The 24676-nt window shown below is 70.0% G+C and carries 22 protein-coding genes and 1 pseudogene; 13 read left to right on the top strand and 10 right to left on the bottom strand.

What is annotated here, in order from left to right:
* Positions 1 to 185 precede the first annotated feature (185 nt).
* The 5 genes from AB0E07_RS08990 to AB0E07_RS09010 form a co-directional block, all read right to left on the bottom strand.
* Complete coding sequence (locus AB0E07_RS08990) at positions 186 to 680, bottom strand: hypothetical protein (RefSeq protein ID WP_362247698.1); 495 nt, start codon at positions 678 to 680, stop codon at positions 186 to 188.
* Between the two features lie 375 nt (positions 681 to 1055).
* The gene (locus AB0E07_RS08995; RefSeq protein WP_362247700.1) at positions 1056 to 1430 is read right to left on the bottom strand and encodes a DUF4387 domain-containing protein; all 375 of its coding nucleotides are present in this window, start codon (positions 1428 to 1430) and stop codon (positions 1056 to 1058) included.
* Positions 1423 to 2784, bottom strand: coding sequence for an acyclic terpene utilization AtuA family protein (locus AB0E07_RS09000; protein ID WP_362247702.1), 1362 nt, complete (start codon positions 2782 to 2784; stop codon positions 1423 to 1425). Before AB0E07_RS09000 ends, AB0E07_RS08995 begins: the two co-directional genes overlap by 8 nt.
* Before the next feature lie 260 nt (positions 2785 to 3044).
* Complete coding sequence (locus AB0E07_RS09005; protein ID WP_362247704.1) at positions 3045 to 3953, bottom strand: NAD(P)-dependent oxidoreductase; 909 nt, start codon at positions 3951 to 3953, stop codon at positions 3045 to 3047.
* 7 nt (positions 3954 to 3960) lie between these two features.
* The gene (locus tag AB0E07_RS09010; protein ID WP_362247706.1) at positions 3961 to 5208 is read right to left on the bottom strand and encodes an MFS transporter; all 1248 of its coding nucleotides are present in this window, start codon (positions 5206 to 5208) and stop codon (positions 3961 to 3963) included.
* A 96-nt stretch (positions 5209 to 5304) separates the two neighbouring features.
* Here AB0E07_RS09010 and AB0E07_RS09015 point away from each other — a divergent pair, with 96 nt between their 5' ends.
* The 4 genes from AB0E07_RS09015 to AB0E07_RS09030 all read left to right on the top strand — a co-directional run bounded on the left by AB0E07_RS09015 (position 5305) and on the right by AB0E07_RS09030 (position 8441).
* Positions 5305 to 5994 (top strand): GntR family transcriptional regulator, encoded by a 690-nt coding sequence (locus AB0E07_RS09015; RefSeq protein WP_362247708.1) that lies wholly within the window; start codon positions 5305 to 5307, stop codon positions 5992 to 5994.
* Entirely contained in the window at positions 5991 to 7082 is a 1092-nt protein-coding gene (locus tag AB0E07_RS09020) for a tartrate dehydrogenase (protein ID WP_362247710.1), read from the top strand. Before AB0E07_RS09015 ends, AB0E07_RS09020 begins: the two co-directional genes overlap by 4 nt.
* 157 nt (positions 7083 to 7239) lie before the next feature.
* Positions 7240 to 7764 (top strand): VOC family protein, encoded by a 525-nt coding sequence (locus AB0E07_RS09025; protein ID WP_362247712.1) that lies wholly within the window; start codon positions 7240 to 7242, stop codon positions 7762 to 7764.
* Positions 7765 to 7805: 41 nt separating this feature from the next.
* Positions 7806 to 8441 (top strand): hypothetical protein, encoded by a 636-nt coding sequence (locus AB0E07_RS09030; RefSeq protein WP_362247714.1) that lies wholly within the window; start codon positions 7806 to 7808, stop codon positions 8439 to 8441.
* Positions 8442 to 8616: 175 nt separating this feature from the next.
* Here the strand turns inward: AB0E07_RS09030 and AB0E07_RS09035 are convergent, their stop codons facing one another.
* The gene (locus AB0E07_RS09035) at positions 8617 to 9261 is read right to left on the bottom strand and encodes a GAP family protein (protein ID WP_362247716.1); all 645 of its coding nucleotides are present in this window, start codon (positions 9259 to 9261) and stop codon (positions 8617 to 8619) included.
* A 482-nt stretch (positions 9262 to 9743) separates the two neighbouring features.
* Here AB0E07_RS09035 and AB0E07_RS09040 point away from each other — a divergent pair, with 482 nt between their 5' ends.
* Positions 9744 to 10055, top strand: a complete 312-nt coding sequence (locus tag AB0E07_RS09040; protein ID WP_362247718.1) for a hypothetical protein — start codon at positions 9744 to 9746, stop codon at positions 10053 to 10055.
* 186 nt (positions 10056 to 10241) lie between these two features.
* Here AB0E07_RS09040 and pip read toward each other — a convergent pair whose 3' ends face one another.
* Complete coding sequence (gene pip, locus AB0E07_RS09045; RefSeq protein WP_362247720.1) at positions 10242 to 11234, bottom strand: prolyl aminopeptidase; 993 nt, start codon at positions 11232 to 11234, stop codon at positions 10242 to 10244.
* A gap of 48 nt (positions 11235 to 11282) precedes the next feature.
* On the opposite strand from pip, the gene AB0E07_RS09050 reads away from it, so the two are divergent.
* From AB0E07_RS09050 to AB0E07_RS09060, 3 genes are all read left to right on the top strand, one after another.
* Positions 11283 to 11759 carry a MarR family transcriptional regulator gene (locus AB0E07_RS09050; protein WP_362247722.1) on the top strand — a complete coding sequence of 159 codons (477 nt, stop codon included), beginning with the start codon at positions 11283 to 11285 and terminating at the stop codon, positions 11757 to 11759.
* Positions 11760 to 12219: 460 nt separating this feature from the next.
* Positions 12220 to 12591 carry a hypothetical protein gene (locus AB0E07_RS09055; RefSeq protein ID WP_362247724.1) on the top strand — a complete coding sequence of 124 codons (372 nt, stop codon included), beginning with the start codon at positions 12220 to 12222 and terminating at the stop codon, positions 12589 to 12591.
* Positions 12592 to 12820: 229 nt separating this feature from the next.
* Positions 12821 to 14905 carry a serine/threonine-protein kinase gene (locus AB0E07_RS09060; protein ID WP_362247726.1) on the top strand — a complete coding sequence of 695 codons (2085 nt, stop codon included), beginning with the start codon at positions 12821 to 12823 and terminating at the stop codon, positions 14903 to 14905.
* 305 nt (positions 14906 to 15210) lie between these two features.
* On the opposite strand, the gene AB0E07_RS09065 is transcribed toward AB0E07_RS09060, so the two are convergent.
* The 3 genes from AB0E07_RS09065 to AB0E07_RS09075 form a co-directional block, all read right to left on the bottom strand.
* A complete protein-coding gene (locus tag AB0E07_RS09065; RefSeq protein ID WP_362247728.1) occupies positions 15211 to 15924 on the bottom strand; it encodes a hypothetical protein in 714 nt (237 codons plus the stop codon).
* Positions 15925 to 16011: 87 nt separating this feature from the next.
* Positions 16012 to 16284, bottom strand: a complete 273-nt coding sequence (locus tag AB0E07_RS09070) for a nuclear transport factor 2 family protein (RefSeq protein ID WP_362247768.1) — start codon at positions 16282 to 16284, stop codon at positions 16012 to 16014.
* Positions 16285 to 16891: 607 nt separating this feature from the next.
* Positions 16892 to 17935 carry a LuxR C-terminal-related transcriptional regulator gene (locus tag AB0E07_RS09075; protein ID WP_362247730.1) on the bottom strand — a complete coding sequence of 348 codons (1044 nt, stop codon included), beginning with the start codon at positions 17933 to 17935 and terminating at the stop codon, positions 16892 to 16894.
* 144 nt (positions 17936 to 18079) lie between these two features.
* Between AB0E07_RS09075 and AB0E07_RS09080 the strand changes: the two genes are divergently transcribed.
* The 5 genes and pseudogenes from AB0E07_RS09080 to AB0E07_RS09100 all read left to right on the top strand — a co-directional run.
* A complete protein-coding gene (locus tag AB0E07_RS09080) occupies positions 18080 to 18442 on the top strand; it encodes a hypothetical protein (protein ID WP_362247732.1) in 363 nt (120 codons plus the stop codon).
* Between the two features lie 165 nt (positions 18443 to 18607).
* Complete coding sequence (locus tag AB0E07_RS09085) at positions 18608 to 18799, top strand: hypothetical protein (protein WP_362247734.1); 192 nt, start codon at positions 18608 to 18610, stop codon at positions 18797 to 18799.
* A 41-nt stretch (positions 18800 to 18840) separates the two neighbouring features.
* Positions 18841 to 19038: pseudogene (locus AB0E07_RS09090) on the top strand (helix-turn-helix transcriptional regulator); the annotation flags it as partial.
* A gap of 759 nt (positions 19039 to 19797) precedes the next feature.
* Positions 19798 to 20799, top strand: coding sequence for an asparagine synthetase A (locus tag AB0E07_RS09095; RefSeq protein ID WP_362247736.1), 1002 nt, complete (start codon positions 19798 to 19800; stop codon positions 20797 to 20799).
* 79 nt (positions 20800 to 20878) lie between these two features.
* Positions 20879 to 24676 (top strand): amino acid adenylation domain-containing protein (locus AB0E07_RS09100; protein ID WP_362247737.1); only part of this gene is annotated, 3798 nt, incomplete at its 3' end.

Consider the following 24676-nt stretch of genomic DNA (forward strand, 5'->3'; position numbering starts at 1 on the left):
GTCGTCGAATGCCGTGACCGTGACCGTGACCGTGACCGTGACCGCGACCCACCCGGCACAGGCGCTGCGAGCCCTACGCGTTCCCGGCATCGGTCACCGGGCCGGCCCCGCTACCCGTCTCTGGCTGGACTGTGAGCGCAGCGTCGCCAGCCTGCCGTGGTCGTCGGGTCCGGCGAGGCTCTCACTCAAGGCCAGGATCGACAGAAGTTGCGCGGGACGTCCAGCCGTTGCTGCCGCCTCCAGCTTGTGATGACCGTCGAGGAGAAGTGTGTCAGCCCCCAGTGTTCGTACTCGTCGGTCGACTCGGTGCTCACCGCGGGCCGGCACAGATCCAACGTTGAGACCGCTACGGCTGTCGGCATGGCTCCTCGTGCCAGTTGTTCGGCATACTCCTCCACCCGTTCCCGTTCGTTCCAGGACGGAGGAACCATCGGCACGACGAACTCGTAGAGGTGCGCGCTGTCATCGACCGCGGTCTCGAACGTGCGGTAGTACGGCGTGCGCGGGTGCTCCGGAAGGCCCCAGAAGTGATCGATGCCCCACGTGGCTACCTGCTCACTGCTGAAGTAGTCGCCCTCCTGCCCCGGCACGACCAACCGCGGCTCGACACGGAGCAGGAGAGGGAGATAGTCGCCTTCCGGCAGCAGGGAGCCGAACGCGTCCAGGACGTCGTCGTCCAAGGCGGACACCCTGCCGGCGAGGCGTTCCCGCATCACCTGCAACGACAGTGTCTGATTGGCGCCTTCGAGCCGCTGAAACAGAAACGGGCACGTCCCACACCACATGGAGAGTTCGAACGCCGGCTGCCCGTCAGTACGAGCAGCCTGCGCCGTGACGCGGACCCCAGTTCCTGAAGCTCCTTCTCGAACCTCAGTCTCGCCTCGGATCCGGGTACTCCGAGCCTGCGGGGTTCGCCAACCATCATGCTCATCACGCCCGCGACCGTACGAGGGTCCACCACTGGGCAACAAGCCGATTCTGAGGGCGTGCCGGGCGGCTCCCCCGTGACGCAGGAGCCGCGGACGTCCAAACGGGTGGGGTGAGCAGCAGGCCGATCAGCCGGTGGTGCCGGTCGTGTGCACCGGCGTGGTTCCAGGGTGCGTTGGTGGGTGGTCGGGGAGTGGGAACAGGGCCAGCGGGACGTGATGCTGGCCCGCGTGGATGTCGCGGTCGCGGAGGCTGCCCTGGGGGACCGGGCGCGGGAAGGAGATCTTGACGACGTGCAGCGCGGGGATACGGAAGATCTGCACGGTGTCGGCGTCGATGCCGTACAGCCGGGCGATGGTTGAGGCGTTGAGGTAGGCGGGGTCGGCGACGGTCGTGTAGCCGGCCGAGTCGCGCATGAACAGTTCCATCGTGACCCAGAAGGGGCCGGCGTTCTTGGAGCGGACCTCGAGGGCGAGGTCGGCGATGGTACGGGTCTCACGCATGGCCGTCCTCCGGCAGGTTGATGCGGAACATGCTGGTGGGGGAGTCCACGTCGATGGCGTGGTGCAGTGCGAACTCGTAGACGGCGCCACGTTCGGTCTCGGCCGGCGAGGTCGCGAAGGCGAGGCTGGGCAGGTAGGTCATGTCCGGCGTGGGCAGGTGCAGCATGAGCGGGTTCGCGACCTTGGCGATGGCCGTGGCGGTCGCCTGGTCGGCGGCCCGTACGAGCAGCATGGCGCCGACCTCGCGGGGTGGCCGCCGGTCTGGCTCGATGGCGTCGAGGACGGCGTTGTGGCCGTACAGGCGCAGGTCGACGGCGTAGTCGTCGTCGCCGAGGCCGAGGGTACGGTTCACCCACTCGCCGATCATCTTGCGCATCAGGGCTGCCCAGGTGTCGATCTGCCCGAGGATGTGCGGGTCGCGGATCGCGGTGAACGACATGGTTTCGTAGCCGGTGATGCGTGCGCCTTCGAGCTTGATCGTGTGCTGTTCGGCGGGTGTGAACCGGGATTTCCGCACCCGTACGCGGCGTGGGCCGAGGGCTTCGTAGACGGCGTCGGAGACGTCGATGGTCCCGGCCGGCTCGCGCATGGTGAACGGGTTGACCGTCTCGTAGAGCATGTGTGCGGCGACCGATGTGGGGGTGCAGGCGTTGTCCGGATCGAGCGGTTCGATGGTGAAGCCGTCCGCGTCGATGGTGGCCAGTACCCCGCCGGCGCGCGGGTTGGTGGTGCATTGGCCGCCGCACTCGACGATCTTCGCGGCGTGCCAGACGGGTCCGGCGGGCATGCCCTTCATCAGCGGGAACGCGGCCGCTATGGCGGTGTCGGTGGCCCGCCCGGCGAGCACCACGTCGGCGCCCGACTCCAGGGCCGCGACGATCGGTTCGTGGCCCATCATGCCGACGATGTGCCGGCAGCTGTCGAGTGTCGCGGTGTCGAGCGGTCCGGCGGGAGCGAGCGGGTGGATGCGGTGGAGTCGCGCGCCGAGGTCGGCGGCCCGCTGTTCGCTGTAGATGGTGGCGACCTTCAGATCGAGGCCCTCCTCGGCGAGGATGCCGCGGGTGATGTCGGCGACCCAGTCGACGCCCGAGTCGGTGCCGCTGGTGCCGCACGAGCCGATGATCAGTGGGATTCCGGCGTGGGCAGCGGCGCGCAGGAGCAGCCGCAGGTCCTGGGCGACGGCCGCGGCCGCGGTCTTGGCGGTTCCGGTGCCCAGGTAGTAGGGGCCGGAGTCGGTCGAGCCGCCGTCCACGGCGATCACGTCGGCGCCCAGTTCTAGGCCGCGGGTCAGGGTCTCGGGCGGGAATCCCGCGCCGAGCATGCCGACCGGCGTGAGGACGCGTACTTCGTTCACCGCAGTGCTCCTTGTAGTGGTGATGTGGGTGAGGGGTCGGGCCGCCTTGCGGCCGGGGGAAGGTACGTCAGCCGTGGAAGGGACGTGGGCCGGCGAAGGGACGTGGGCCGGCGAAGGGGCGTCGGCCGTGGAAGGCGCGTCGGCCGGGGACGGCACGCCGTCCGTGGAAGGGGCGTCGGCCGAGGAGGGTGCTCTCCGGTGCGGGTGGCCGGGTGTGCCTCCGCCGCCGAAGTCGGCGGGTTCCCCCGCGTGGTTGGTGCTCACCGCGGGCCCGTCACGGCGTGCGTGGGGTGCCCGGCGAGGGCGGCGACCAGTTCGTGGGCGCCCTTCATCCCGGCGTCGCGGCGGGCCTCGGCGGTCTGCCCGGCCATGTGCGAGAAGACGGTGATCCCGGTGACGTCACGGAGCACGCTGCTGGCCGGCAGGGGCTCGGTCTCCGTGACGTCCAGGGCCGCGCCGGCGATCCGGCCGCTGCGGACCGCTTCGGCCAGCGCGTGCTCGTCGACGATGCCGCCGCGTGCGGTGTTGATCAGGTGCGCGGTCGGTTTCATCCTGGCCAGGGCCGCGGCGTCGATCAGATGCCGGGTTCGGTCGGTGAGCGCTGTGTGGAGGGACACGAAGTCCGCTACGCGCAGCAGTTCTTCGAGGGGGAGACCCTGGGGTACGTGCAGGCCGAGTGCCTCGGCGAGCGGCCTGACCCGCCGGGCGACCGGGCCGCGTCCGATGATGCCGAGCGTCTTGCCGCGCAGTTCGAAGCCGTCGCGGCGGGGCCAGCCGCCGGCGGCGACCCCGGTGGCCATGCCGACCAGGTCGCGGGCCTGCGCGAGCAGCAGGCCGATGGTGTACTCGGCGACCGCGTTGGCGTTGATGCCCGGCAGGTTGCTGACGCTGATGCCGAGCCGTGAGGCGGCATCGACGTCGATGGAGTCGTATCCGACGCCGGTACGCACGACGGCCCGCAGCGCCGGTGCCCGGCCGAGGACCTCGGCTGTCATCGGCTCGTTGGCGACCAGCGCGCCTTCCACACCGTCCAGGGCGGTGATGAGTTCGTCGGCGGTGCGCTGCGCGCGCATCGGGTCGTGACGGGTCGTGAAGCCGAGGCCGGTGAGGTAGTCGTCGACCTCGTCGCCCGGGGTCAGATAGTCGGTGGTGATCAGAAGGGTGGGCATCGGCTTATCACTTCAGGATCGGGGTGACGGCCAGGCGCTGGAGCCGGCCGAGTCGGAGCAGGACGAGGAGGGACAGGACGGCGAGGAAGGCGATGTGGAGCATCAGCAGGTTCCAGCCGGTCAGGTCGACCGCACCGCCGATCAGGGCGGGGCCGCCGAAGCCGCCGAGATACCAAGTCACCGCGTACAGGCCGGTGTAGGTGCCGAGCACCCGGCTGGACGGGGCCAGGTTCCACAGCGCGACGACCGCGTTGATGAGGAAGGCGGCGGCACCGATGGCGGCGATGCAGAAGACGGCCACGGTCGCCGTGGTGGTCCGCAGCAGGGCACCGGCGATCATCGCGGCGGCGAAGAGGGCTATCCCGGCGCCCATGGTCTTCATGCGGCCCCAGCGCTCGGCGAGGAGTGCGGCCGGGTAGGCGGCGATCACGTAGGCGATGCCGCTGGGCAGGGTGAGGCCGCCGGCTTCGCCGCGGGACAGGCCGAGGGCTTCCATGCCGTAGGGGGTGACGAGGGAGCGTGAGGCGAACCAGGCGCCGCCGAACAGCATGATGGTGAGCAGCAGGAGCAGCCGCCGCCGGTCGGTGTCGGTGAGCATCTCGGTGATGACGTGCCGGAACGGTTCCCGTGCGGCCTGGGGTCCGGCGGTTGCCTCCTCGGCCACCGCGGCCCGGTAGGCGGCCGACCGGTTGTCGCGCACTTTGACGACCACGGCCCCGGTGACCAGCAGCAGGATCGCCGACGGGATGGCGAATGCCGCCCTGGGGTGTTCGTCGACGACGAAGATGCTGATCAGCGACGCGACGATGATGGTCAGCGCGGTGGCGATCTTGACGATGGCGTTGGCGCGGCTGCGCCGTTCCGGCGCGATGAAGTCCGGTACGAGTGATTCGGCGAGCGGACGCATGGTGTTGGCGACCAGCGCGTATCCGACCATCACCGCGATCAGCATGGCCGCGGACGTGGTCCAGGGCAGGACGGTGAAGAGCAGTGCCGCGAGGGGCATGCCGACGGCCAGGTACGGCACGCGCCGTCCCCACCGGGTGCGGGTGTTGTCGGAGCGGTTGCCGATCCAGGGCTGGACGAAGATGCCGAGCAGGTTGTCCATGCCCATGAGCGCGCCGACGAGGGCGGCGCTGGTGACGTGCTCGCGCAGCAGTACCGGCACCTGGTTGTCGTAGAAGTTCCAGGTTGCTTCCTGGGCGAACAGGGCGAGAGCGATGAAGAGGGTGATTCTCCGGGGGGTTTCAGCCATGTGACCTCCACGTGTCCGGCGTCACGCTATTTTGATGTAGCAAAATAATCAACGGTTGCAAAAGAGGTTCGCCATGGCATGGGCTAGGCTGTGGCCATGAACTCCGCCGAGACCCTCGCCGACCAGGCGTACCGATATGTCCGCACCGCGATCGCCAGCGGGGAGCTCGCGGCGGGGGAGAAGGTGACCGAACGCGGCATGGCCGACCGCCTCGACATCAGCCCCACCCCGGTCCGCGAGGCCCTGCGACGCCTGGAGATCGACGGCCTCATCGAGAGGATCGGCCCACGCACGGTGCTCGTGGCCGAGATCCGCGACGCCGCCAAGGACGACCTCGCGGAGGTCGAGGTCGGACTGCGCGGCCTGGTCGCCCGGTTCGCCGCCCGGCACGCCACCGCCGAACAGCTCGACACCCTCGACGCCATCCTCGACCGCGCCGACGACCTCCTCATCCTGCTCAAGGAGCGCAGCCGCCAGGACCGGCCCACCGACCGGCATCTGAGCGAACTCCTCGACACCATGCAGGAGTTCAACGACACGGTCAGCGCCTGCGCGCACAACCCCGTGCTGGTCCGCATGCTCGAACACAGCCGCGTGTTCACCCCCACCCGCCGCCGCGAGCTGCTGCTGAGCCGCGTCGCCGAGGACGAGACCTTCGGCCTGGAGCGGTATTCGAGTCACCGCGCCCTGGTCCGCGCCCTGCGCGCCCGCGAAGAGGCCACCGCCGAACGCCTCGCCCTGTCGGACGCCCAGGGCGGCCTCGACGCGCTGCGGGAGGCCCGGTGACCCGGCACCGCATCGCCGTGATTCCCGGCGACGGCATCGGCAAGGAGGTCGTGCCCGCCGCCCTGGAGGCGCTGCACGCCACCGCCGGCCGCTTCGGCATCAGCCTCGACCTCGACGACTTCGACTTCGCCAGCGCCGACTACTGGCAGCGGCACGGCACGATGATGCCGCCCGACTGGGAAGAGACCCTGCGCCGCTACGACGCCATCTACTTCGGCGCGGTCGGCTGGCCCGAGACCGTGCCCGACCACATCTCACTGTGGGGCAGTCTCCTGCAGATCAGAAGGACCTTCGACCAGTACGTGAACCTGCGCCCCTGCCGGCTCATGCCCGGAGTGCGCAGCCCGCTCGCCGGTCGCGAGCCCGGAGACGTCGACTTCGTCGTCGTGCGCGAGAACACCGAAGGCGAGTACTCCAGCGTCGGAGGGCGCGTCTTCGAGGGCACCGAACGCGAGACCGTGCTCCAGGAGACCGTCATGACCCGCATCGGCGTCGACCGGGTCCTCCGCTTCGCCTACGAGCAGGCAATGCGCCGCCCCGCCAAGCACCTCACCTCGGCCACCAAGAGCAACGGCATCTCCATCTCGATGCCCTACTGGGACGAACGCGTCGCCGCCATGGCCGGGCAGTACCCCGGCGTTCGGGTCGACAAGCTCCACATCGACGCACTGGCCGCGCAGTTCGTCCTGCACCCCGACCGCTTCGACGTCGTGGTGGCCAGCAACCTCTTCGGTGACATCCTCTCCGACCTGGGCCCCGCCTGCGCCGGAACGCTCGGCATCGCCCCCAGCGCAAACATCAACCCCGAGCGCGACCACCCCAGCCTGTTCGAGCCGGTGCACGGCTCCGCCCCCGACATCGCCGGGCAGGGGATCGCCAACCCGGTGGGCCAGATCTGGTGCGCCTCGATGATGCTGGAGCACCTCGGCCACCCCGAGGCGGCCGCCCACCTGCTCGGCGCGATCGAGGACGTGCTGGCTCTCGGCCCCGCCGAGGCGCCCCTCACCCCCGACCTGCACGGCAAGGGCACCACGGTCGAACTGACCCACGCGATAGCGGACCGGGTCCGCGAACGACCGCAGAACTGACCTCGCTGCCATGCCCGGCCCTGAGCAGCGGTGGAGCATTGAGTCGGGCTCGCGCAGTGACCTGGGCCAAGGGCCACGGGTTCGATCTAGGCCGTTAGGCGTCCTACTTGGGTTCTACGGTCGTCCCACGACGGGATCCGACGAGGGGACGAGACCGATGAAGCACACTGCACCGGAGGGCTACACCAGCGTTGCACCGTGGGTGGTCACGGACGACACCGGTGCGCTGCTCGACTTCATCACCGCCGCGTTCGAGGGCGAGGAACTCGCGCGGGTGCCGGTGGAGGACGGCACCATCGGTCATGGCGAGATCCGTGTCGGCGACACGGTGGTGCTCGCCTTCGACCGGCGGTCGGACTGGCCGGTGATGCCCGCGCTCCTGCGGATCTACGTCCCGGACGCGGACGCCGCCGTGGCCGCCGCAGTGGCGCACGGGGCGCGGGTGGTCACCGAGGTTGCCGACAGTGCGTGGGGGGATCGCGGTGGCCGGGTGCGGGATCCGTTCGGCAACATCTGGTGGGTGGTGAGCCGGGTCGAGTATGTCGCACCGGACCAGGCATGGGAGCGCATGTTCGAGCCGAAGTACGCCGAGGCGATGCACGTGGCCCAGGAGACGCTGGACACCGAGTTGAGCGGCCGGGACGAAGGGGTGGCGAGCGCTCCGCTGCGTCCGAACCCTTGAGTCCTGCCGGTTATGAACTGGGCGATCGATCCGGTGAGGCAATGGCCGCGGAATCCACGGAATCCTCGGACAGGTCGATGGGGATCCAGCTCCTGCTCGAGCTCGGAGCCTCCCGTCCGGAGCTGCTGCTGACCGGGAAGGCGCTGACCGACCAGGGCCGCGTCGTGACCGTGATGCTGGAAGCCGGCTGGAGCCGCGAACAGCTGCGCCACGTCATCACCCACCGGCCCCTGCCCGACCCGATACGGACCACCGTCGGCGCAATCGTTGCCGCCCGGCTGCGGGCCGCCCAGGCCTACCCACCACCTGCCACTACTGCGGCCGAACCCAACGAGGCGCCCGGATGGGACGACGTGCGGCCGCACCCGACGGCTGCCTCCTCCGCCGCCCACTCGGTGGGCGATGCCCTGGCCTACCGCGCCCTGGTCGAATGCGCCGGCTGCGGAGTTCCCGCAACCGCCCCCGGCGAGGACCTCTGCCCGGCCTGTCTCGGCTGGCCGTCCTGCGGCACCTTTACAGGTCCCACGCCGCGTCGTGCCCGCCCCGATGGCGACGGCCGCTGCACAGCGTGCGCATCCACCCAGCCCAACGAACCGGAAGGAGCAACCCGTGACCGGCACCCGCCCCGAACAGTCGCTGACCGCGGTCGCGCCGTACGTGCGCCCTTTTGCCCATGACCCGCAGGCTGCTGCGCCTTGGCGTACTCGGCACTGTGGTTGCAACCCTGGTGTCCAGAGCGAGCTGGACGGCAAGGATTCGACAACCTCCGCCACTGCATTCTTCAGCCCTGAGGCCTACTTGGCGTCACCACCGAATGGGCCAGTCCGAACGTCTTGCAGTTACCCGCCTGCGTCAGGTGACCAGTTCGTAGATGCTCGCGGCGGTCAGCCACAGGCCGGCGGCGAGGGAGAGCGTGACGATCAACTGCTCCTGGTGCTGGCTCAGCCAGTTCCGGAGGGCGTTGAGCCGGGCTTCTGCGGCCGCAGGTGCCCAGACCGCGTACATCTCCATGATGATGAGGCTGAGCGTTGCCAGCAGGCAGTAGCCGGTCAGCGCGAACCAGTCGCCGGCGGAGGACAGGTTCGCGTCGAGGGCCGTCGCGGCACCGGCGCCGACCAGTCCCCAGGGCTGCAACAGCCACGCCAGGCCGGCCGCCGTAACCCAGGTGGCGTTGTCGACCCGGGCGGCCCAGCGGGGCGGGCCGTGCGGTCGGGGTGGCCGTCGTCGCCGGTGCGCGCCGTACAGCACCAGTGCCACACCGATGGCGAGTTTCGCGGCGATCGCGGCAGTCGAAGGCGCGCTGTGGCGAGCCGGAGGCTGGCCGCCGGTCAGCAGCACCACGACGGCAATCACCGCGACCAGGTTGGCCAGCCACGACAGCAGAAATGCCAGCCCTTGACGTACACCGCGTCGCGAGGAGAGCAGCAAGATGAATGCACTGTTGTGCAGGGGCCCCAGGCTGATGGCCGTACCGATCACCAATAGGTCGAGGACCATCGAACGAGTCGCTCCTGGCAATTTGGGCCCACCGGCCACTCATGGAGGAATGGAGTAATGGAGTAAGGGACCGGTCGGCAAAGGGATACGGCGCTGCCCCCGTGCCGTATCTCGACTTTGCGGCCACCGGCCTGGCGGGTCAAGCAGGCCACGCCCACACAGGGCCTGTGTGGCTGACCGTGGGACTCGGTTGGTTCTGTTCAGCGGCGTTCGGCGATGAGTCGGCCGTCGAAGGTGACCGGTCGAGACACAGGCCGGCCTGGGTTCTTGACTCGGGCCCGCGCCTGAGTAGAAGGATGCTCCTTGCAGGGCTTGGTCAGGTTCGTAGGGGTGTGGTCATGTCTCGGTGGCAGGTGGGGCAGGCGCCGGTCCAGAGAGCGAGGAGTGTCTGCAGGTCCCGGACGACTTGGTAGAGGCTCAGACCTGCCCTGTGTTCTTCGGGTCTCGTGCCAGTCGTTGCAGGGTGCTCGGCCACTGGCCGCATGAACGTGGTCAAGGCCGTGCCACGGCAGGCCGTTCTACTCGCCGACGTCGGAGCCCAATTGATGCAGACCGGCAGCGTCGACGCGGCGGTGCGAGTGCTCTGGGAGACACTGGCCCTCTGCGACGCCGCCCACCGCTGGGACACTCAACTCGGCGACGGCTCGGTCGGGCCGCCGCTGCACGAAGCGCAGGAGAAGGCCTTGGCCGGAGCTGCTGCCCTGGTCGATCTGCTGAAGCAGGCGGGGGATCCGTCGGCCGACATCCTTGCCGCCGACCTGAGGACCGCGAGGGCGCGCCTGGCCTCGTCGTAGCGCTGAGCTGTGAACCATCACGAGTGTGGTTCACGCCGCGGTTCCGTGAGTCCCCTGGGCGCGGTCATCTCGGCGACTCCGAACTCACCGGAGCCCCCCTGGTGCCCCTGGTTCATTCCGGCGCACGCTTCGAGCACGGCGTTCTGGCCGAGTGGTCCGACGGCGTGCCGTGAACGCCGGTTTGGATCAACGAGCGAGGCTACGGCCACCAGTCGCTTCCTCGGCCGGCCGGAACCGGTCCGTGGCCGCCAGCACGGCCTCTGTCATGGCGTCCCCCGACAGGCCGTGCCCCGCCTCGCCGAGCAGGACGAGCTCGGCGTCCGGCCACACCTGTGCCAACTGCCAGGCGATGTCCGGGGGGCTGCTGATGTCCATCTGCCCGTGGATCATCACGCCGGGGATGCCTGCGAGCCTCCCGGCATGGTGCAGAAGTGCCCCGTCCTCCAGGAAGCCGGCGTGCCGCCAATAGTGCGTGACGAGGCGGGCGAAGCGCAGCCGGAAGTGTGGGTCCTTGTAGCGGGGGCTGGGCGTGTACCCCTGGTGGGTCGACACGTGGACGTCCTCCCACCGGCACCACTCCAGGGCCGCACGCTCCCGTACGGCAGGATCGGGATCGGCGAGCATCTTGGCGTAGGCATCCACCAGGCTGCCGCCGCGCTCCCGCCGCGGCACGGCGTCGCGGAACCGGGCCCATTCCTCGGGGAAGAGCCGCCCCATGTCCCGGGTGACCCACTCCACCTCGCGGCGGGTGGTGTTGGTGACGCTGTACAGCACCAGCTCGGTCACGTGTCCGGGGTGCTGTTCGGCGTAGGCCAGAGCGAGGGTTGTGCCCCAGGAGCCGCCGATGACCAGCCATTTCTCGATGCCGAGGAGCTGGCGCAGCAGTTCAATGTCGGCGATCAGATGCGGGGTGGTGTTGGCGGCGAGCGAGGTCTGCGGATCGGCGGCGTCGGGTGTGCTGCGCCCGCAGCCGCGCTGGTCGAGGAGCACGATGCGGTACGCCGAGTGGTCGAACAGCCGGCGCCAGAACGCTCCTGCGCCGGAGCCCGGCCCGCCGTGCAGGACGAGGGCGGGCTTGCCCGCGGGATTCCCGCAGGTCTCCCAGTACATGTGGTTGCCGTCGCCGACGTCGAGCATGCCGTGCTCGTACGGCTCGATGGGGGGATGGAGCTCGGTCATGTGAGACGTACCCTCCTGTTAATCTAACAGCGCTGTTAGATTAACAGGATGAGGAACCATCCTGACCGGGTAGCCGTCGGAGCCCTGCTCCGCCACGTCCTTGAGCTGCTCGACGGCGACGTGGCCAAGGTCTACGAGGAACAGGGCCTCGCCGAGTACCGGCCCCGCTTCTCCCCGGTCGTGCGGGCCCTGCAGGCCGAAGGCCCGCTCTCGGTCCGCGACCTGGCCGCGGCGGTAGGTGTCACGCACTCGGCCGCAAGCCAGACGGCGTCACAGATGGCCCGCGCGGGCCTGGTGGTCCACACCCCCGACCCGCGAGACGCCCGCCGCCGGCTGGTCGGGCTCACTCCGAAGGCCCTTGCCCTGCTGCCGCGGATCGAGGCGGAGTGGGATGCGACGGCGGCGGCGATGGCGGAACTGGACGCGGAGCTGTCGATGCCGCTGGCGGACCTGCTGGCAGAGGTGGCGGAAGCGGTTCGCAGACGACCGTTCCGGGAGCGGATCGCAGCGGCCTGCCGGGACTAGGGATCATCCCTCCTCGGTGTCGGCGCGCTGCGGGGGCACAGCGACTTCGAGCTGACGCACCCATATAGATCGACTGCTCCGACCAGCACGCACGACTCCGGTTTTCCCTGCAGCGCTCCCAGGCCGCAGAAGAGGTGATCGGCACGTTAGCGCAGGTCGAGGGAGGGGTCGTCTGCACTGCACCGCACCGCAACAGGAGCGAAGCTGGGTGGGCACACGATCGAGCCGCAGACTTCTCCGGTTTGCCGCAGCGGGGCCATTCACCCCGCATTCGGCGTCCCACCCGTACCTGTGCCCGATGACTTGCTCACGGTTGGGTGCGGCGTCTCCGGTGGGACCGGTCCGGTCTGTCCTGATTGACGCCGCCGGGCGCGCCGCCAGCGGCACGGCCGGTACGTCTGCTCAGAGGAGCAGGCGCGATCATGGAGCGAGCACGACTGGACCGTGGAACAGGAATCCCATGACTTTGCAGGAAGGCCAGCGCGTCAAGCTGGCAGCCGATCTTCGCCTGAGTGACCCGATCGAGGTGTCCGGGGCGGTCATTGGCATCCTTTCCCTCGCCGCCGACACCGCGGGAACCGTAGTAGAAGTCACGGAGCACGTTCGTGAGGACGCCGACGTCCGCGAATACGAGCGGCTCAAGTCGCTGCTCGACTCCTACGGTGACGGCATGCCCCCGGAGAGCAGGAGGGATCTGGAGCAGAAGGTTGGCGCGCTGCAGCCGGCGTGGGTGGCATTCCAGGAACAGGGACCCCTGGTGACGGTGCGGGTCCGCTTCGACAACGGACTCGTCCTGGGCGCATCGCCGCAGGAGCTTTACGTGCCCGTGTGAAAACGGGGCGAGGCCGCACGTCCTTGCTGAACCGACGCACAGCCCGGGGACGGCCGGCTCGCGGACGAGTACGTGGAGGGGTTCGTGGCCGTGATCCGCGGACCGGTCCGGGACGGTGCCCTGTGGAAGTGGCCTACGGAGGGCGGGTGTTGCGTGCCCGCGGTGCGGACCGCTGACGTACGCTCCCGGGGGATCACCACGCGGATGATCGGGGGGCGCGGTGCAGGCAATGCGGGAGACCGATCCTCGGAGGATCGGGCCGTACGAGGTGCTCGGGCGGCTGGGGGCCGGAGGTATGGGCGAGGTGTTCCTCGCCGAGGCGCGCGGCGGGCTGCGGCTGGCCGTCAAGGTGGTGCGGCCCGAGCACGCCGGGGACCATACCTTCCGCGCCCGGTTCCGCCAGGAGCTGCGGGCCGCGCGCGAGGTCGGCGGTGGCGGCACGTACACCGCCCGGGTGGTGGACGCCGACCCCGAGGGCGAACCGCCGTGGATGGCCACCGAGTTCGTCGAGGGACCCACGCTCGCGCACGCCGTGCACGACGAGGGCCCGCTGTCCGGTTCCGCCGTACGGATTCTCGCCGCGGCCCTTGGCCGGGCGCTGGCGGCGATCCATGCCCGGGGCCTGGTCCACCGGGACCTCAAGCCCTCCAACATCCTGCTCGCGGCGGACGGTCCGCGAGTCATCGACTTCGGGATCGTCCGGGCGCTGGAGGCGACCTCGCTGACCAATCCCGGGTCGGTCGTCGGCACGGTCGGCTACGTCTCTCCGGAGCAGATCCGCAACAGCGCCGAAGTGGGCCCGCCCAGCGATGTGTTCGCTCTGGGCGCGGTCCTTGCGTACGCCTCCGGCGGCCGTCGGCCCTTCGGCGAGGGGCATGACTCGGTGGTCCTGCTGCGCATCCTGAACGGCGACCACGACCTGTCGGCGGTGCCCGCAGAGTTCCGCCCGCTGGTGGAGTCCTGTCTGCGCCCGGACCCGGCCGAGCGGCCGGGCCCGGAGACCGTCATGACGGCCGTCGGGCACACCGAGGAGTCACTGCGCGCGGTGGTGCGGCCGGACTGGTTCACCGGCGGCGGCGCCCGGTGGGTGACGGGTGAGGACGTGGAGGGGGCCAGCGGGGTCGAGTACATGGCCCCGGCCACGGTGCCGGACGCGGTCGCGCCACCCGCCGTCGTGCCTGCGGCGCCGCCGCGCCGGGGAGTGCTGCGGGCCGCGGCCGGCGGGGCGGTGGTGGCCGTCGCCTCGGGCGTGGGCGGCTGGTGGTGGCTGCGGGAGCCGGAGCGGGGGAAGAAGGAGGCGCCGTCCGCGACGGCCACCGGGAAGCCGGCCGTGCGCTGGCAGTTCTCCCTCGACCAGGTCATGACACGACAGCTCGGCACGCTCTCCCCCCGGGGCGACGTGCTGTACGCCGCCACGTCCTCCATCGACCTGTACGCGTTCTCCGCCGAAGGCGAGGACCTGTGGAGGGCCACCCTCGGCGGCTCCGGTCTCGATCCCGTGGCGACGGCGGACGGTGTCTACTGCACCGTTGTCGAGGGCGACAGTACGGACGGCTCCCAGCGGTTGCGGCTGTGCCGGTACGACACGGCGGGCAAGAGCGGCTGGAGCAGGGACCTTGGGCCGCAGGGCACCGCCCCCGTCCTCGGGGTGGGGGACACGGTCGTGGTGGGCGGCGGGGACGAGGAGATCGGCGAGCTGCGGGCCTACGCGGCGGACGGCAGCATGCGCTGGCAGCGTGGACTCCTGGGCCCTCTCACCGGGGCGCCCCTGCTGCACCGGGGCGTGGTCTACGCGGCTACCCGCGCAGGTGTGCTGGCTGCCGTCGAGGCCAAGGACGGCACGCCGCTGTGGGAGGCCGAGGTGACTGCCGCCGACCTGCGGCCGCCGGTGGTGGTGGACGGCCGGGCGCTGGCCGCGGCCTCCAGCGGCGAATGGACCTGGCACGGCTTCTCGCTCGACGGGAAGCGCCTGTGGCGGAGCAAAGAGGCCGACGGCGAGTGGGAGCACCCGGTCACTGGGGCCGGTTCGCTGGCCCTTGTGACGGCGAACGAGGTTGTGAAGGCATTCACGGCGGACGGCGAGCCCGCCTGGACCTACCGTGCCGGGGACAACGACTTCACCGAACCGGGGGTCTCGAGCGGCCGGATCTTCCTGCAGACCTCCGAGCAGATTCACGCCCTGAACCTCAAGGGCGAGCGGATCTGGCGCTTCCCGTTGGCCGCCGGCTACCCGGTGTCGGCCCCGGTGATCCGCGGCAACCGCGTCTACGTCACCTCGGCAGAGGGCATCGCAGCCCTCGACCTGACGTCGTAGAAGGGTGCCCAGTAATTCTCGGGTTCTGGCCTTGGCTCGGTAGAGCTGGGGGCAGTCGTGTTGGCATGCAGGGGGAATGGGCCGGGGAGACGGTCGGGCCGGATGTGTCGGAGACCTGCCGGGAGTTGATTCCGGCGGGAAGTGTGTTCGCGTTCCCGGCCGAGCATCGCGAGGTGCTGCTCCCGCCGCGCAGGGAGGCGTCGAAGCCGACATTCGGCTTCCTGACGGCTCCGAGCGGACCGTAGTCGGCGGCGCACACATCTTCCGTTTACTGCTGGCGAGTTGGCCGGCGGCCGATCGCCTCGTCACGCCTTCCACCACCAGGCTTCGAGTTCGTCATCGTCGGCGAACTCGACCGGGGCCGCGTAGGGCGACTTCCGGGCGAAGGCCAGCGCCCCAGTGCGCCGAACGGCGGCGCGCAGGTCGCGTACGGCGGGCATGTCGGCGAGTTCGTCGACGTCGAAGGGACAGCCCGCCGGACCGCCGACCAGCGTCTCGCAGCCGAACGCGTACCACTCACCGATGAACTGAGGGCTGCCGTCCGCTTCGGCAGCGACGGCGATCTCACGGACCACGTCGATCAACGGGGTCTGTCGAGGCGGGACGCTGTCGGGGCCGCGGAGTTCACCGAGGGAGACCATACGTCGCCACAGGGCGGTGTCGGCGTCGCAGTACAGGAACGGCGGATCGACGTAGCCGTCCTGGAGCCAGTCGTCGTAGCCGTCGAAGTCGGGCGCGTCCTCGTCGATCGTGCGCAGCGCGGTGAACTCCGTCAATGCGGCGAAATACGCTGCCCGTTCGGTGAAGTCGGGGTGCCGGTCGAGCGGGAACCGGTATGCGTATCCGCGCCGCAGCAGGATGTCCATCACCCGGAAGTGCGTGAACGAGCAGTCGAACCCGTCCTGGAAGCCGTACAGCCTCGCGAACCAGTCCCGGACGCGTGGATCGCCCGACGCGGTACGGTCGTCCAGCAGACGGACCGAGTCCGCCACCAGATCCTCGATCACATGCTCGGACATGCCCTGCTACCCTCCCGTTCGGCCACCGGCTTGCCCGCATCCAAGCAGCCTCCACCGGCATCCCGACCCCGACCGTGACCGTGACCGTCAGGCGGTGAACCTCGTCAGGATGTTCGCGATCCTGCCGTCGCGGATCGTGATGACGTCGATCCCGCGGACGGCGGGTGCGCCGGGTGGGCCGAAGGCCCAGGTGAGGGCTGTGGAGTCGGGGCCGGCGTAGCGCGGGCCGTCCTCGGTGAACCGGAAGTCGGCGGGGTCCTTGGTGAGGAGGACGTCGACGTTGTCCTCGGCGGCCTCGCGGCCTGTGGTGACCCCTTCCAGGTCGGTGAAGGCGACGTCCTCGGTGTAGATGCGGTCGATGGCCGCGCGGCGGGACGCGGCGTCACGGTGTCAAGGGTGTTCGCGATGTTCGGAAGGCTGGGGCGGGGCGCCGGCCGGTGTGGCCGGCCGCCCCGGTGCGGTCGAGTGAGGGAGGTCGGTGGTGTGTTGTGCTTGTCGTCAGATGCGGCACGAGCAGTGAGGGAAACAGGGAATCCGTCACCGCTCCGGTGACTGCACCGGACGCGCCGGCTATCACGACGTCCCGGCCCAGGCCGGTGTCAAGCAACTGCGGCGGTGCGGCCGTCAGTAACCCGAAGGTGCTCGTGACGGGCACCCCGTGCCAACGACGGCGCACTGGCCGGAAGTTCCCGCTCACGGGCTTGCTCCGCTCTGCCTCCGGCCCGAGGCTGCCAGATTCGCAGAAGCTCACGAATGCGGCAGGGTAGGCCCCGGGCCATGCGAAGGGCGGCAGTTGGGGCGGCAGTTGACCGGCAGTCCACCGACCCGCGGTGCGATGGAAGCCCTTGCGGGTGCGGGAATGGCCGATTTCTTGCCTGTCCTGATGAATTCCCGGCGACGCCGTGGACCCCTCGGTATTACGGTCCGGCAGTTCCGCCGTAACGGCGGGACCGCCGGATTTCGTGCCTCATTCGTCCCCCGTCAGCCACCCTCGCGCCACGGCGCGGCAACCTGCCTGGAAGCGGCTGCGGGCGCCGAGGAGTTCCATGAGGTCGGCCGCGATGCGCCGGGCCGTGCGGGGGGAGACCCCGAGCCGTTTGGCGACCACTTCGTCGGTCAGCCCGCGGCCCAACAGCCGTAGCGTCTCGGCTTCCTGGGGCGTCAGACCGCGCTCGTCGCGGTCGCGGGTCGCCGTCCCGAGGGGTACGGCGTTCTCCCAGATGGTCTCGAAGAGGGCGCTCAGCGCGGTGAGGGTGCCGCTCGCGGTCAGTACCAGCGCGGAGGCCCCGCTGTCCTCCTCGTCGGTCGGCACGATGGCCGTGCGGTGGTCGAGGATCATCAGGCGGATGGGCAGCGACGGGGCGGTGCGCACTTCGCCGCCGAGGCCGGTCAGCCACTTCGCGTAGGTGGTGGTCGCGGGACTGTTCCGTACGCTGTCCAGATAGACGGTGCGCATCCGCACGCCGTTCTCCAGCAGCCTGAGGTCCTGCGGATGGGCCGCTTCCATGTTCTCCGCGGTCTGGGCACCGTCGGGCGCCAGCGTCATCACGTCGGACGCGACGTCCTTGACGAGAATGCTGATCCTGTCCCGTATCTCCTCTATGCCGTCGAGGCGTTCGACCTTCTCGGTGATGTGCCGCGGCCTGGCAAGCGAGAACTCGGCCGTCAGATGGGCGGCGGCGAGGCGGAGTTGTTCGATGCGCTGTTGCTCAGAGGCCAAACGTTCCTGCTGTTGCGCGATGAGCGCCTGGACGCCGATCTCCGGGTCGACGGCCCGGAACGAGTGAGGGGCGTCGAGCGACGTCCGGATCAGCGCCAGTTCGCTGAGCTTGTCCAGTGCTCTTCGCAGCTCGGCGTCCGAAAGGCCGAGATCGTCCCGGAGTTCACTCAGGCCCAGCTGTGGGCGGGCGAGCAGTGCGCGATAGACGGATTCGCAGGTGTGGTCAAAACCGAGCGCAGCCAGAACCATATCTCTCCCCCGGGCCGGTGGCTGTCCGACGACGGGGGCCATCCAAGCACGCATTCCCGGGTGTCACCAGTTGCCGGGAAAACCGTGAAGGCTCCTTTGCTTCGGCGAGTGGCCCTTTCAGGCCCTGGCAGAAAGCGTCCATCTCTCCTGGTTGCTGCTCCTCGTCGGCTTCCCGAGGATCGAAGGATGCATCTCATCCATGTGCGTCTGCACACGCCCCGCGACTTCCGGGTGCCGGACGACCTGGCCGCACAGTTCATCGCGCAGGCGACCTCCGCGGAGGGCGTTGAGCATGTGAGCGTCCACCCGGGCGCCGGCCAGGGGCTGACCGTGGGGCTGTATGTCGTGGCCGAGTCGCTTGTGAGGGCGGAGCAGGCCGCGCTCGCGGTCTCGCGGCGCACCGTCGCGCGGGTGCCCGCCCTGCAGCGGAGCAGCATCACCAGTTGCTCGGCGGCGATCGTAGGGGCGTACTTCGACGGACTCCTGGGACGTGCAGGTGAGGATGGACGGACTATGCGGCTGCCGGATGAGGACACGGCCGAGAGCTGACATGCACGCAGCGCCGGCCCGAGAGTAGTGGCACCGGCAGGCGGCGGAACCCCGAGCGGGGATACGCCACCGGACGCCGGGGGCGCACCCGCAACTCCCGGCTCGAACCCACTGAACCAGCACCAGCACCAGCACCCTCAACCAGGAGGCCGTTCAATGTCCGCTATGCCCAACATTGTCGCCAAGTTTGCCGCCACGCTCGCGCTCGTCGCCGTCCCCGCCGTCGGTGTCGCCGCAGTCACCGCGCACTCCGCGTCCTCCGGCGCCGGTGCCCGGGTCGTGGCCGAAGAGGGCGCCGCCACCTCCACCCCCACCCCCGACCCGACGGCCGGCAAGGACACCACCGGCTGGCAGTGACCGTTCGCACTCCACACACGAAGAGACGGGAGACAGGAACCTTGACCACGCCGACCAAGGCCAGCCCCTTCGCATCCCTGCTGCAGTTCCACCGGATCCGGGAGGGCTACACCCAGCAGCAGCTCGCCGACTTCTCGGCACTGAGCGTCCGGGCCATCCGCGACCTCGAGCACGGGCGCGTGGAACGGCCGCGGCAGGACACCGTACGCCTGTTGGCGGACGCGCTGAGACTGGACGAGGAGAGCCGCGGCGCCTTCGCCAAGGCGGCCCGCGCCGTCCCGTCGGACCGAGCCGGCGCCACCGAGTGGGCCGCCGTCGCCTCGTCCACGGGATTCGAGTACGCGACCATCCTGCTCGCCTCCCTGGCTCCCGACGCCGGTGACGGCACCTGGGAGACCGCCCTGAACGACATGGCCAAGCAGTCCTGGCGCCTCCTGGCCGTCGACCAGGGCGTGGCATACCTGGAGCGTCGGCTCGTCGGCTAGAGGCTTCCCCTCCTGCGGGGCAGGAGTTGTCCAGTGCGGTGAAACGCCGTAGCCCTTGAGCCGGCGGACCCGCATCACCCTTCAGTTCTCTTCCAGCCCGGACACGGTGTGTGCGACCCGTACCCGAGGCTCCACGTCACCATTGCGGCGCCGCACCAACGCCACCAGCAGGACGAACCGTACTCGCCCAGCCTCAAGAACTGCTCGATCCACCTCGGGCCATCAGCGGGCACCGCCGGCCCCAGTACGGCCGACGCACCCACCACCCCACCACTTCCGGGACCGCTCCGATACCCGGCCGACCCACGCTCCGCCGCGCTTCGGCGCCGCCGTGCCTGTGCCGCACGCGCCCGTTCAGGGTCCGCCGGTCGAAGTTCCGCGAATCTGCCGTACGCAACTGCCGATTGACCGTAAAACCGCGAACTAATCTCACGCTGAAATCAGCCGGAGCCGCTGCCGACCGGACCCGATCGGCCCGGTCGGCACGCCCTTTTCAGAGAATCGAGACCTCACATGGCAACGGGCCTGAAGGAAACGGCGGCACTTCATCGGCAGCGCCCGCCGGACTCGCCTCAGCACCATCTCTCCGACCCGGTCACCCGTGACGTACTGCGTATTCAGTACCGGATCCTGATGGCGATACGCAGACACCTCGACGAGGCCGGTTTCGTGGAACTGCGCGCGCCGATCATCGGTCCCGTCACCGACCCCGGAGTACGTGGCGCCAAGCAGGTCGACATCGACTACTACGGCCGCCGCTACAAGCTGATGACGAGCGCGATCCTGTACAAGCAGGCCTCGCTGCACGCCTTCGACAAGATCTTCTGCATCGCGCCCAACGTCCGTCTGGAGCCCCCGGAGACCGCCGACACCGGCCGCCATCTGGCCGAGTTCCACCAGATCGACGTCGAAGCCGCCGGACACACCCGCGAGGAGATCATGCGGGTCGCTCAGGGCATCGTGGTCACCGCGGTCCGTGAGGCCACCACCACCATGGGGGAGGAACTGGCCCGGCTGGGCCGGGACACGAGCCGGTTCCAGGACGTCCTGGCCGGCCCCTTCGACGTGATGTCGCACGTCGACGCCGTCGCCCGAGTGGCCGGCGACCCGCACGCCGAGATCGCCTGGGCCGACGAGGCGCGGCTCTCACGCGAGACCGCCCGCCCCTTCTTCGTCACCGACTACCCCAAGGGATCGCGCGGTTTCTACGACCGCGAGAGCCGCGAGAACCCGGGTGTGCTGCGCAACTTCGACCTGCTGCTGCCCGAGGGATACGGCGAGATAGCCAGCGGCAGCGAACGCGAACACGAATACCAGCGGATCGTGACCCGTATGCGGGAGACCGGGGAGAATCCCGCCAAGTACGGCTGGTACCTGGACATGGCCCGCGCCGGAATTCCGGCCAGCTCCGGATTCGGTATCGGCCTGGAACGGCTCACCCGCTATGTCACGGGCGTCGAATCCGTGTGGCAGGCCAGCGCCTACCCGAAACTCCCCGGCGTCTACTCGGCCTGATCCCCGGCCCACCGGCCGCGCCCCCCGCACTTCCCGTTCGTGAGATCCATCAACCCCAGACAAGGTGGAGTGGAAAGCCATGCCGACCCATCGTGACGCGGACATGCCCGAGGATGGCCTCTCGTCGATCGGAGCCGAGGCCCGGCAGGGCAGCGGAGCGGTGGGCGGCGACAGTGGCCCTGCCGGCCCGGACCACTTCGGCCATGTCGTGGCCGCCTTCACCGCACAGGCCCGGCGGGCTCCCGACGCCGTGGCCCTGCGCGGTGACGGCACGCTCCTCACCTACGGCGAACTCGACCGCGCCGCCAACCGGCTGGCGCACCGGCTGGCCGGGCTCGGTGTGGGCGACCGCCCCGAGACCGCCGTTGCCGTGCTGATGGAACGCTCCGCCGACCTGGTGGTGGCCCTGCTCGCGGTCCTCAAGGCGGGCGCCGCCTATGTGCCGCTGCACCCCTCCTACCCCGCCGCGCGCATGCAGGCGGTCATCGAGCAGACCGGCGCCCCGGTACTGCTCACCGACCGCGCCACCCACCCGGGCGACCTCTTCGACGGCCTGGTGACCACCCTCACCGTGGACGACGACACCGCCCTGGCCGACTGCCCCGACACCGACCCCGGCACGGTCATCGACCCCCTCGGGCTCGCCTACGTCATGTTCACCTCCGGCTCCACGGGCGCACCCAAGGGCGTCGCGGTGACCCACCGGGACATCCTCGCCCTCGCCGCCGACCACTGCTGGGACGGCGAGGCGCAGCGCCGGGTCCTCGTCCACTCCTCGCACGCCTTCGACGCGGCCACCTACGAGGTGTGGGTGCCGCTCCTCGCCGGCCACCAGGCCGTGCTCGCCCCGCCCGGCCAGCTCGACCCGCGCACCCTGCGCCGCCTCACCGAACAGCACGGCGTCACCAGCCTGTTCCTGACCACCGCCCTGTTCAACCTCGTCGCCGAGGAGGACCCCGAGGTCTTCGACCTGGTGCGGCAGGTATGGAGCGGCGGCGAGGCATGCTCGCCCGAGGCGATCCAGCGCGTCCTCGACCGCTGCCCGCACACCGAGTTCGTCCATGTCTACGGCCCCACCGAGACCACCACGTTCGCCACTTTCATCGCCCTGCGCCCGCCCCACCGCGTCGGAGCGACCGTCCCCATCGGACGCGCCATGGACGGCATGGCCGCACACGTCCTGGACGACACCCTGCGTCAGGTGCCCGAAGGGGCGACAGGCGAGCTGTACCTCGCCGGCGCCGGCGTGGCCCGCGGCTACACCGCCCGGCCCGCACTGACGGCGGAACGGTTCGTCGCCTGCCCGGACCGCCCCGGCGAGCGCATGTACCGTACGGGCGACCTGGTACGCCTGTTGCCCGACGGCGTGATCGAGTTCGTGGGCCGGGCCGACGCCCAGGTGAAGATCCGCGGCTTCCGCATCGAACTCGGCGAGATAGAGGCCGTCCTGGGCCGCCTCCCGGGTGTCGGCCGGCGCATCGTCGTCGTCCGCGAGGACCGGCCGGGCGACAAGCGCCTGGTCGCCTACGTCGTCCCGGGCGAGTCCGGCCACCCCGACCCCGACGAGCTCGCTGCGCGGGCCGCCGAGGAACTGCCCCCCTACATGGTGCCCACCGCGTTCGTGGTGCTGGACTCGCTCCCGCTCAACTCCAACGGCAAGGTCGACCGCAAGGCCCTGCCCGCCCCCGCCGCCCACACGGACGGCATACGGCCGCCGCGCACACCCGACGAGGAAGTGCTCTGCCAGCTCTTCGCCCAGATCCTGGGTCTCGAACGAGTCGGCGTCGACCAGAGCTTCTTCCGCCTCGGCGGCCACTCGCTGCTCGGCTCCCGGCTGATCAGCCGCATCCGCAGCGCCCTCGGCGCCGAGATCACCTTCCCCATGCTGTTCGCAGCGCCCACCGTCGCCGAACTCGCCGCCGTCCTGCGCGACAACGGCGAGCGCCGGCCCCGGCTCACGGTCGCCGAACAGCGCCCCGACCCGGTCCCGCTGTCCTTCGCCCAGCTGCGTCTGTGGTTCCTGCGGGAGTGGGAGGACGGCGGATCGACGTACAACATCCCGCTCGCCGTCCGGCTGCGCGGCCCCCTCGACGGCCCCGCCCTCGAAGCCGCCCTCAACGACGTGGTCCTGCGTCACGAAGCCCTGCGCACCCTCTTCCCGGCCGTCGACGGCGAACCGCGCCAGGTCATCCTCACCGAGCCCCACCTCACCTTGCGCGTCGCCCCCGCGACCGAGGACCGACTGCCCGCCCTGCTCACCGAAGCCGCCGGTCACGTCTTCGACCTCGCCACCGAACTCCCGCTGCGCGCGGCCCTCTTGGAACTCGGTGAGCAGGAGCACGTGCTGGTGCTGGTCCTGCATCACATCGCCGGTGACGGCTGGTCGATGGCTCCGCTCACTCGCGACCTGGGTCGCGCCTATGAGGCGCGTGTGGCCGGGGAGGCGCCTGACTGGGTGCCGTTGCCGGTGCAGTACGCCGACTATGCCCTGTGGCAGCGTGATCTGCTGGGTGACGAGCGCGACGATGACAGTCTCGCGTTGCGCCAGCTGCGTTACTGGACTGAGGCGTTGTCCGGTATGCCGGAGGAGTTGGAGTTGCCGGTGGACCGGCCGCGTCCGCCGGTGGCGTCGCATCGGGGTGCGATGGTGCGGGTGCGTTCGGATGCGGAGCTGCATGCGGGTCTGGTGCGGTTGGCGCGGGAGAGCGGGACGACGCTGTTCATGGTGTTGCAGGCGGCGGTGGCGGCGCTGCTGAGCCGGCTGGGTGCGGGCACTGACATTCCGCTGGGTACGGCGGTCGCGGGGCGGACCGATGAGAGCCTGGATGAGCTGGTGGGGTTCTTCGTGAACACGCTGGTGCTGCGGACGGATGTGTCGGGTGATCCGACGTTCCGTGAGCTGCTGGGCCGGGTGCGGGCCGCCGATCTGGAGGCGTATGCGCATCAGGACCTGCCGTTCGAGCGGGTGGTCGAGGCGGTCAACCCCGCCCGCTCCACCGCCCGGCACCCCCTCTTCCAGACCATGCTCGTCCTCCAGAACAACATCGACGGGGTGTACGAGTTCGCCGGTGCCCAGGCCGCCACGCAACCCCTGGAGCACCCGGCGGCCAAGTTCGACCTCACCTTCTTCGTGGAGGAGATCACCGGGGACGACGGTCGTCCGGCCGGGCTGTGCTGGGACGTGGAATACGCCACCGACCTCTACGACGAGAGCACGGTCGCGGCCATGGTCGACCGGCTCGCCCGGCTCATGGACGCCGTCGTCACCGACGCCGACCTGCCCCTCACTTCCCTACCGATGCTCAGCGTGGAGGAGCAGCGGCGGGTTCTGGAGTGGGGTGGTGTTGGTTGCGGTGGGGTGGATGGCCGGTCGGTGCCTGCGGTGTTCGAGGCGCGGGTGCGGGAGGCGCCGGATGTGGTGGCGTTGGTTCAGGGTGGGGTGGAGCTGACGTATGGGGAGGTGAATAGCCGGGCGAATCGGCTGGCTCGTCATCTCGTCGATGTGGGTGTGGCCGCGGGTGACGTGGTCGGGGTTCATCTTGAGCGTGGGCCTGAGCTGATCGTGTCGTTGCTGGGTGTGCTGAAGGCGGGGGCGGCGTACACGCTGCTGGACCCGGCTTTCCCGGCGGAGCGTTTGGCGACGGTCGTCGCCGATGCCGGTGTTCGTGTTCTGGTGACGCGTGATGACCTTGCCGGTTCGCTGCCCGGGTTGGGGTTGCGTCGTGTCCTGCTCGACCGTGATGCGGCGCTGATAGCGGGACGGGATGACTCCGATCTCGCTGTGGTGTGTGGTGGGTGGGATGCGGCGTGTGTGATGTTCACGTCGGGTTCGACGGGGCGGCCGAAGGGTGTGGTGGCTCCGCATCGGGCGTTGGTG

The sequence above is a fragment of the Streptomyces sp. NPDC048002 genome (assembly GCF_040653275.1).
GTDB lineage: Bacteria > Actinomycetota > Actinomycetes > Streptomycetales > Streptomycetaceae > Streptomyces.

Excerpts from the sequence above, each read along its gene's own strand:
- AB0E07_RS09030 (WP_362247714.1), top strand. The coding sequence starts at position 7,806 with ATGGCCGCGGAATCCACGGAATCCTCGGACAGGTCGATGGGGATCCAG.
- AB0E07_RS09095 (WP_362247736.1), top strand. The coding sequence starts at position 19,798 with ATGGCAACGGGCCTGAAGGAAACGGCGGCACTTCATCGGCAGCGCCCG.
- AB0E07_RS09005 (WP_362247704.1), bottom strand. The coding sequence starts at position 3,953 with ATGCCCACCCTTCTGATCACCACCGACTATCTGACCCCGGGCGACGAG.
- AB0E07_RS09035 (WP_362247716.1), bottom strand. The coding sequence starts at position 9,261 with ATGGTCCTCGACCTATTGGTGATCGGTACGGCCATCAGCCTGGGGCCC.
- AB0E07_RS09015 (WP_362247708.1), top strand. The coding sequence starts at position 5,305 with ATGAACTCCGCCGAGACCCTCGCCGACCAGGCGTACCGATATGTCCGC.
- AB0E07_RS09065 (WP_362247728.1), bottom strand. The coding sequence starts at position 15,924 with ATGTCCGAGCATGTGATCGAGGATCTGGTGGCGGACTCGGTCCGTCTG.
- AB0E07_RS09040 (WP_362247718.1), top strand. The coding sequence starts at position 9,744 with ATGAACGTGGTCAAGGCCGTGCCACGGCAGGCCGTTCTACTCGCCGAC.
- pip (WP_362247720.1), bottom strand. The coding sequence starts at position 11,234 with ATGACCGAGCTCCATCCCCCCATCGAGCCGTACGAGCACGGCATGCTC.
- AB0E07_RS09060 (WP_362247726.1), top strand. The coding sequence starts at position 12,821 with ATGCGGGAGACCGATCCTCGGAGGATCGGGCCGTACGAGGTGCTCGGG.
- AB0E07_RS09055 (WP_362247724.1), top strand. The coding sequence starts at position 12,220 with ATGACTTTGCAGGAAGGCCAGCGCGTCAAGCTGGCAGCCGATCTTCGC.
- AB0E07_RS09050 (WP_362247722.1), top strand. The coding sequence starts at position 11,283 with ATGAGGAACCATCCTGACCGGGTAGCCGTCGGAGCCCTGCTCCGCCAC.
- AB0E07_RS09085 (WP_362247734.1), top strand. The coding sequence starts at position 18,608 with ATGCCCAACATTGTCGCCAAGTTTGCCGCCACGCTCGCGCTCGTCGCC.
- AB0E07_RS09025 (WP_362247712.1), top strand. The coding sequence starts at position 7,240 with ATGAAGCACACTGCACCGGAGGGCTACACCAGCGTTGCACCGTGGGTG.
- AB0E07_RS08995 (WP_362247700.1), bottom strand. The coding sequence starts at position 1,430 with ATGCGTGAGACCCGTACCATCGCCGACCTCGCCCTCGAGGTCCGCTCC.
- AB0E07_RS09075 (WP_362247730.1), bottom strand. The coding sequence starts at position 17,935 with ATGGCCCCCGTCGTCGGACAGCCACCGGCCCGGGGGAGAGATATGGTT.
- AB0E07_RS09010 (WP_362247706.1), bottom strand. The coding sequence starts at position 5,208 with ATGGCTGAAACCCCCCGGAGAATCACCCTCTTCATCGCTCTCGCCCTG.
- AB0E07_RS09080 (WP_362247732.1), top strand. The coding sequence starts at position 18,080 with ATGCATCTCATCCATGTGCGTCTGCACACGCCCCGCGACTTCCGGGTG.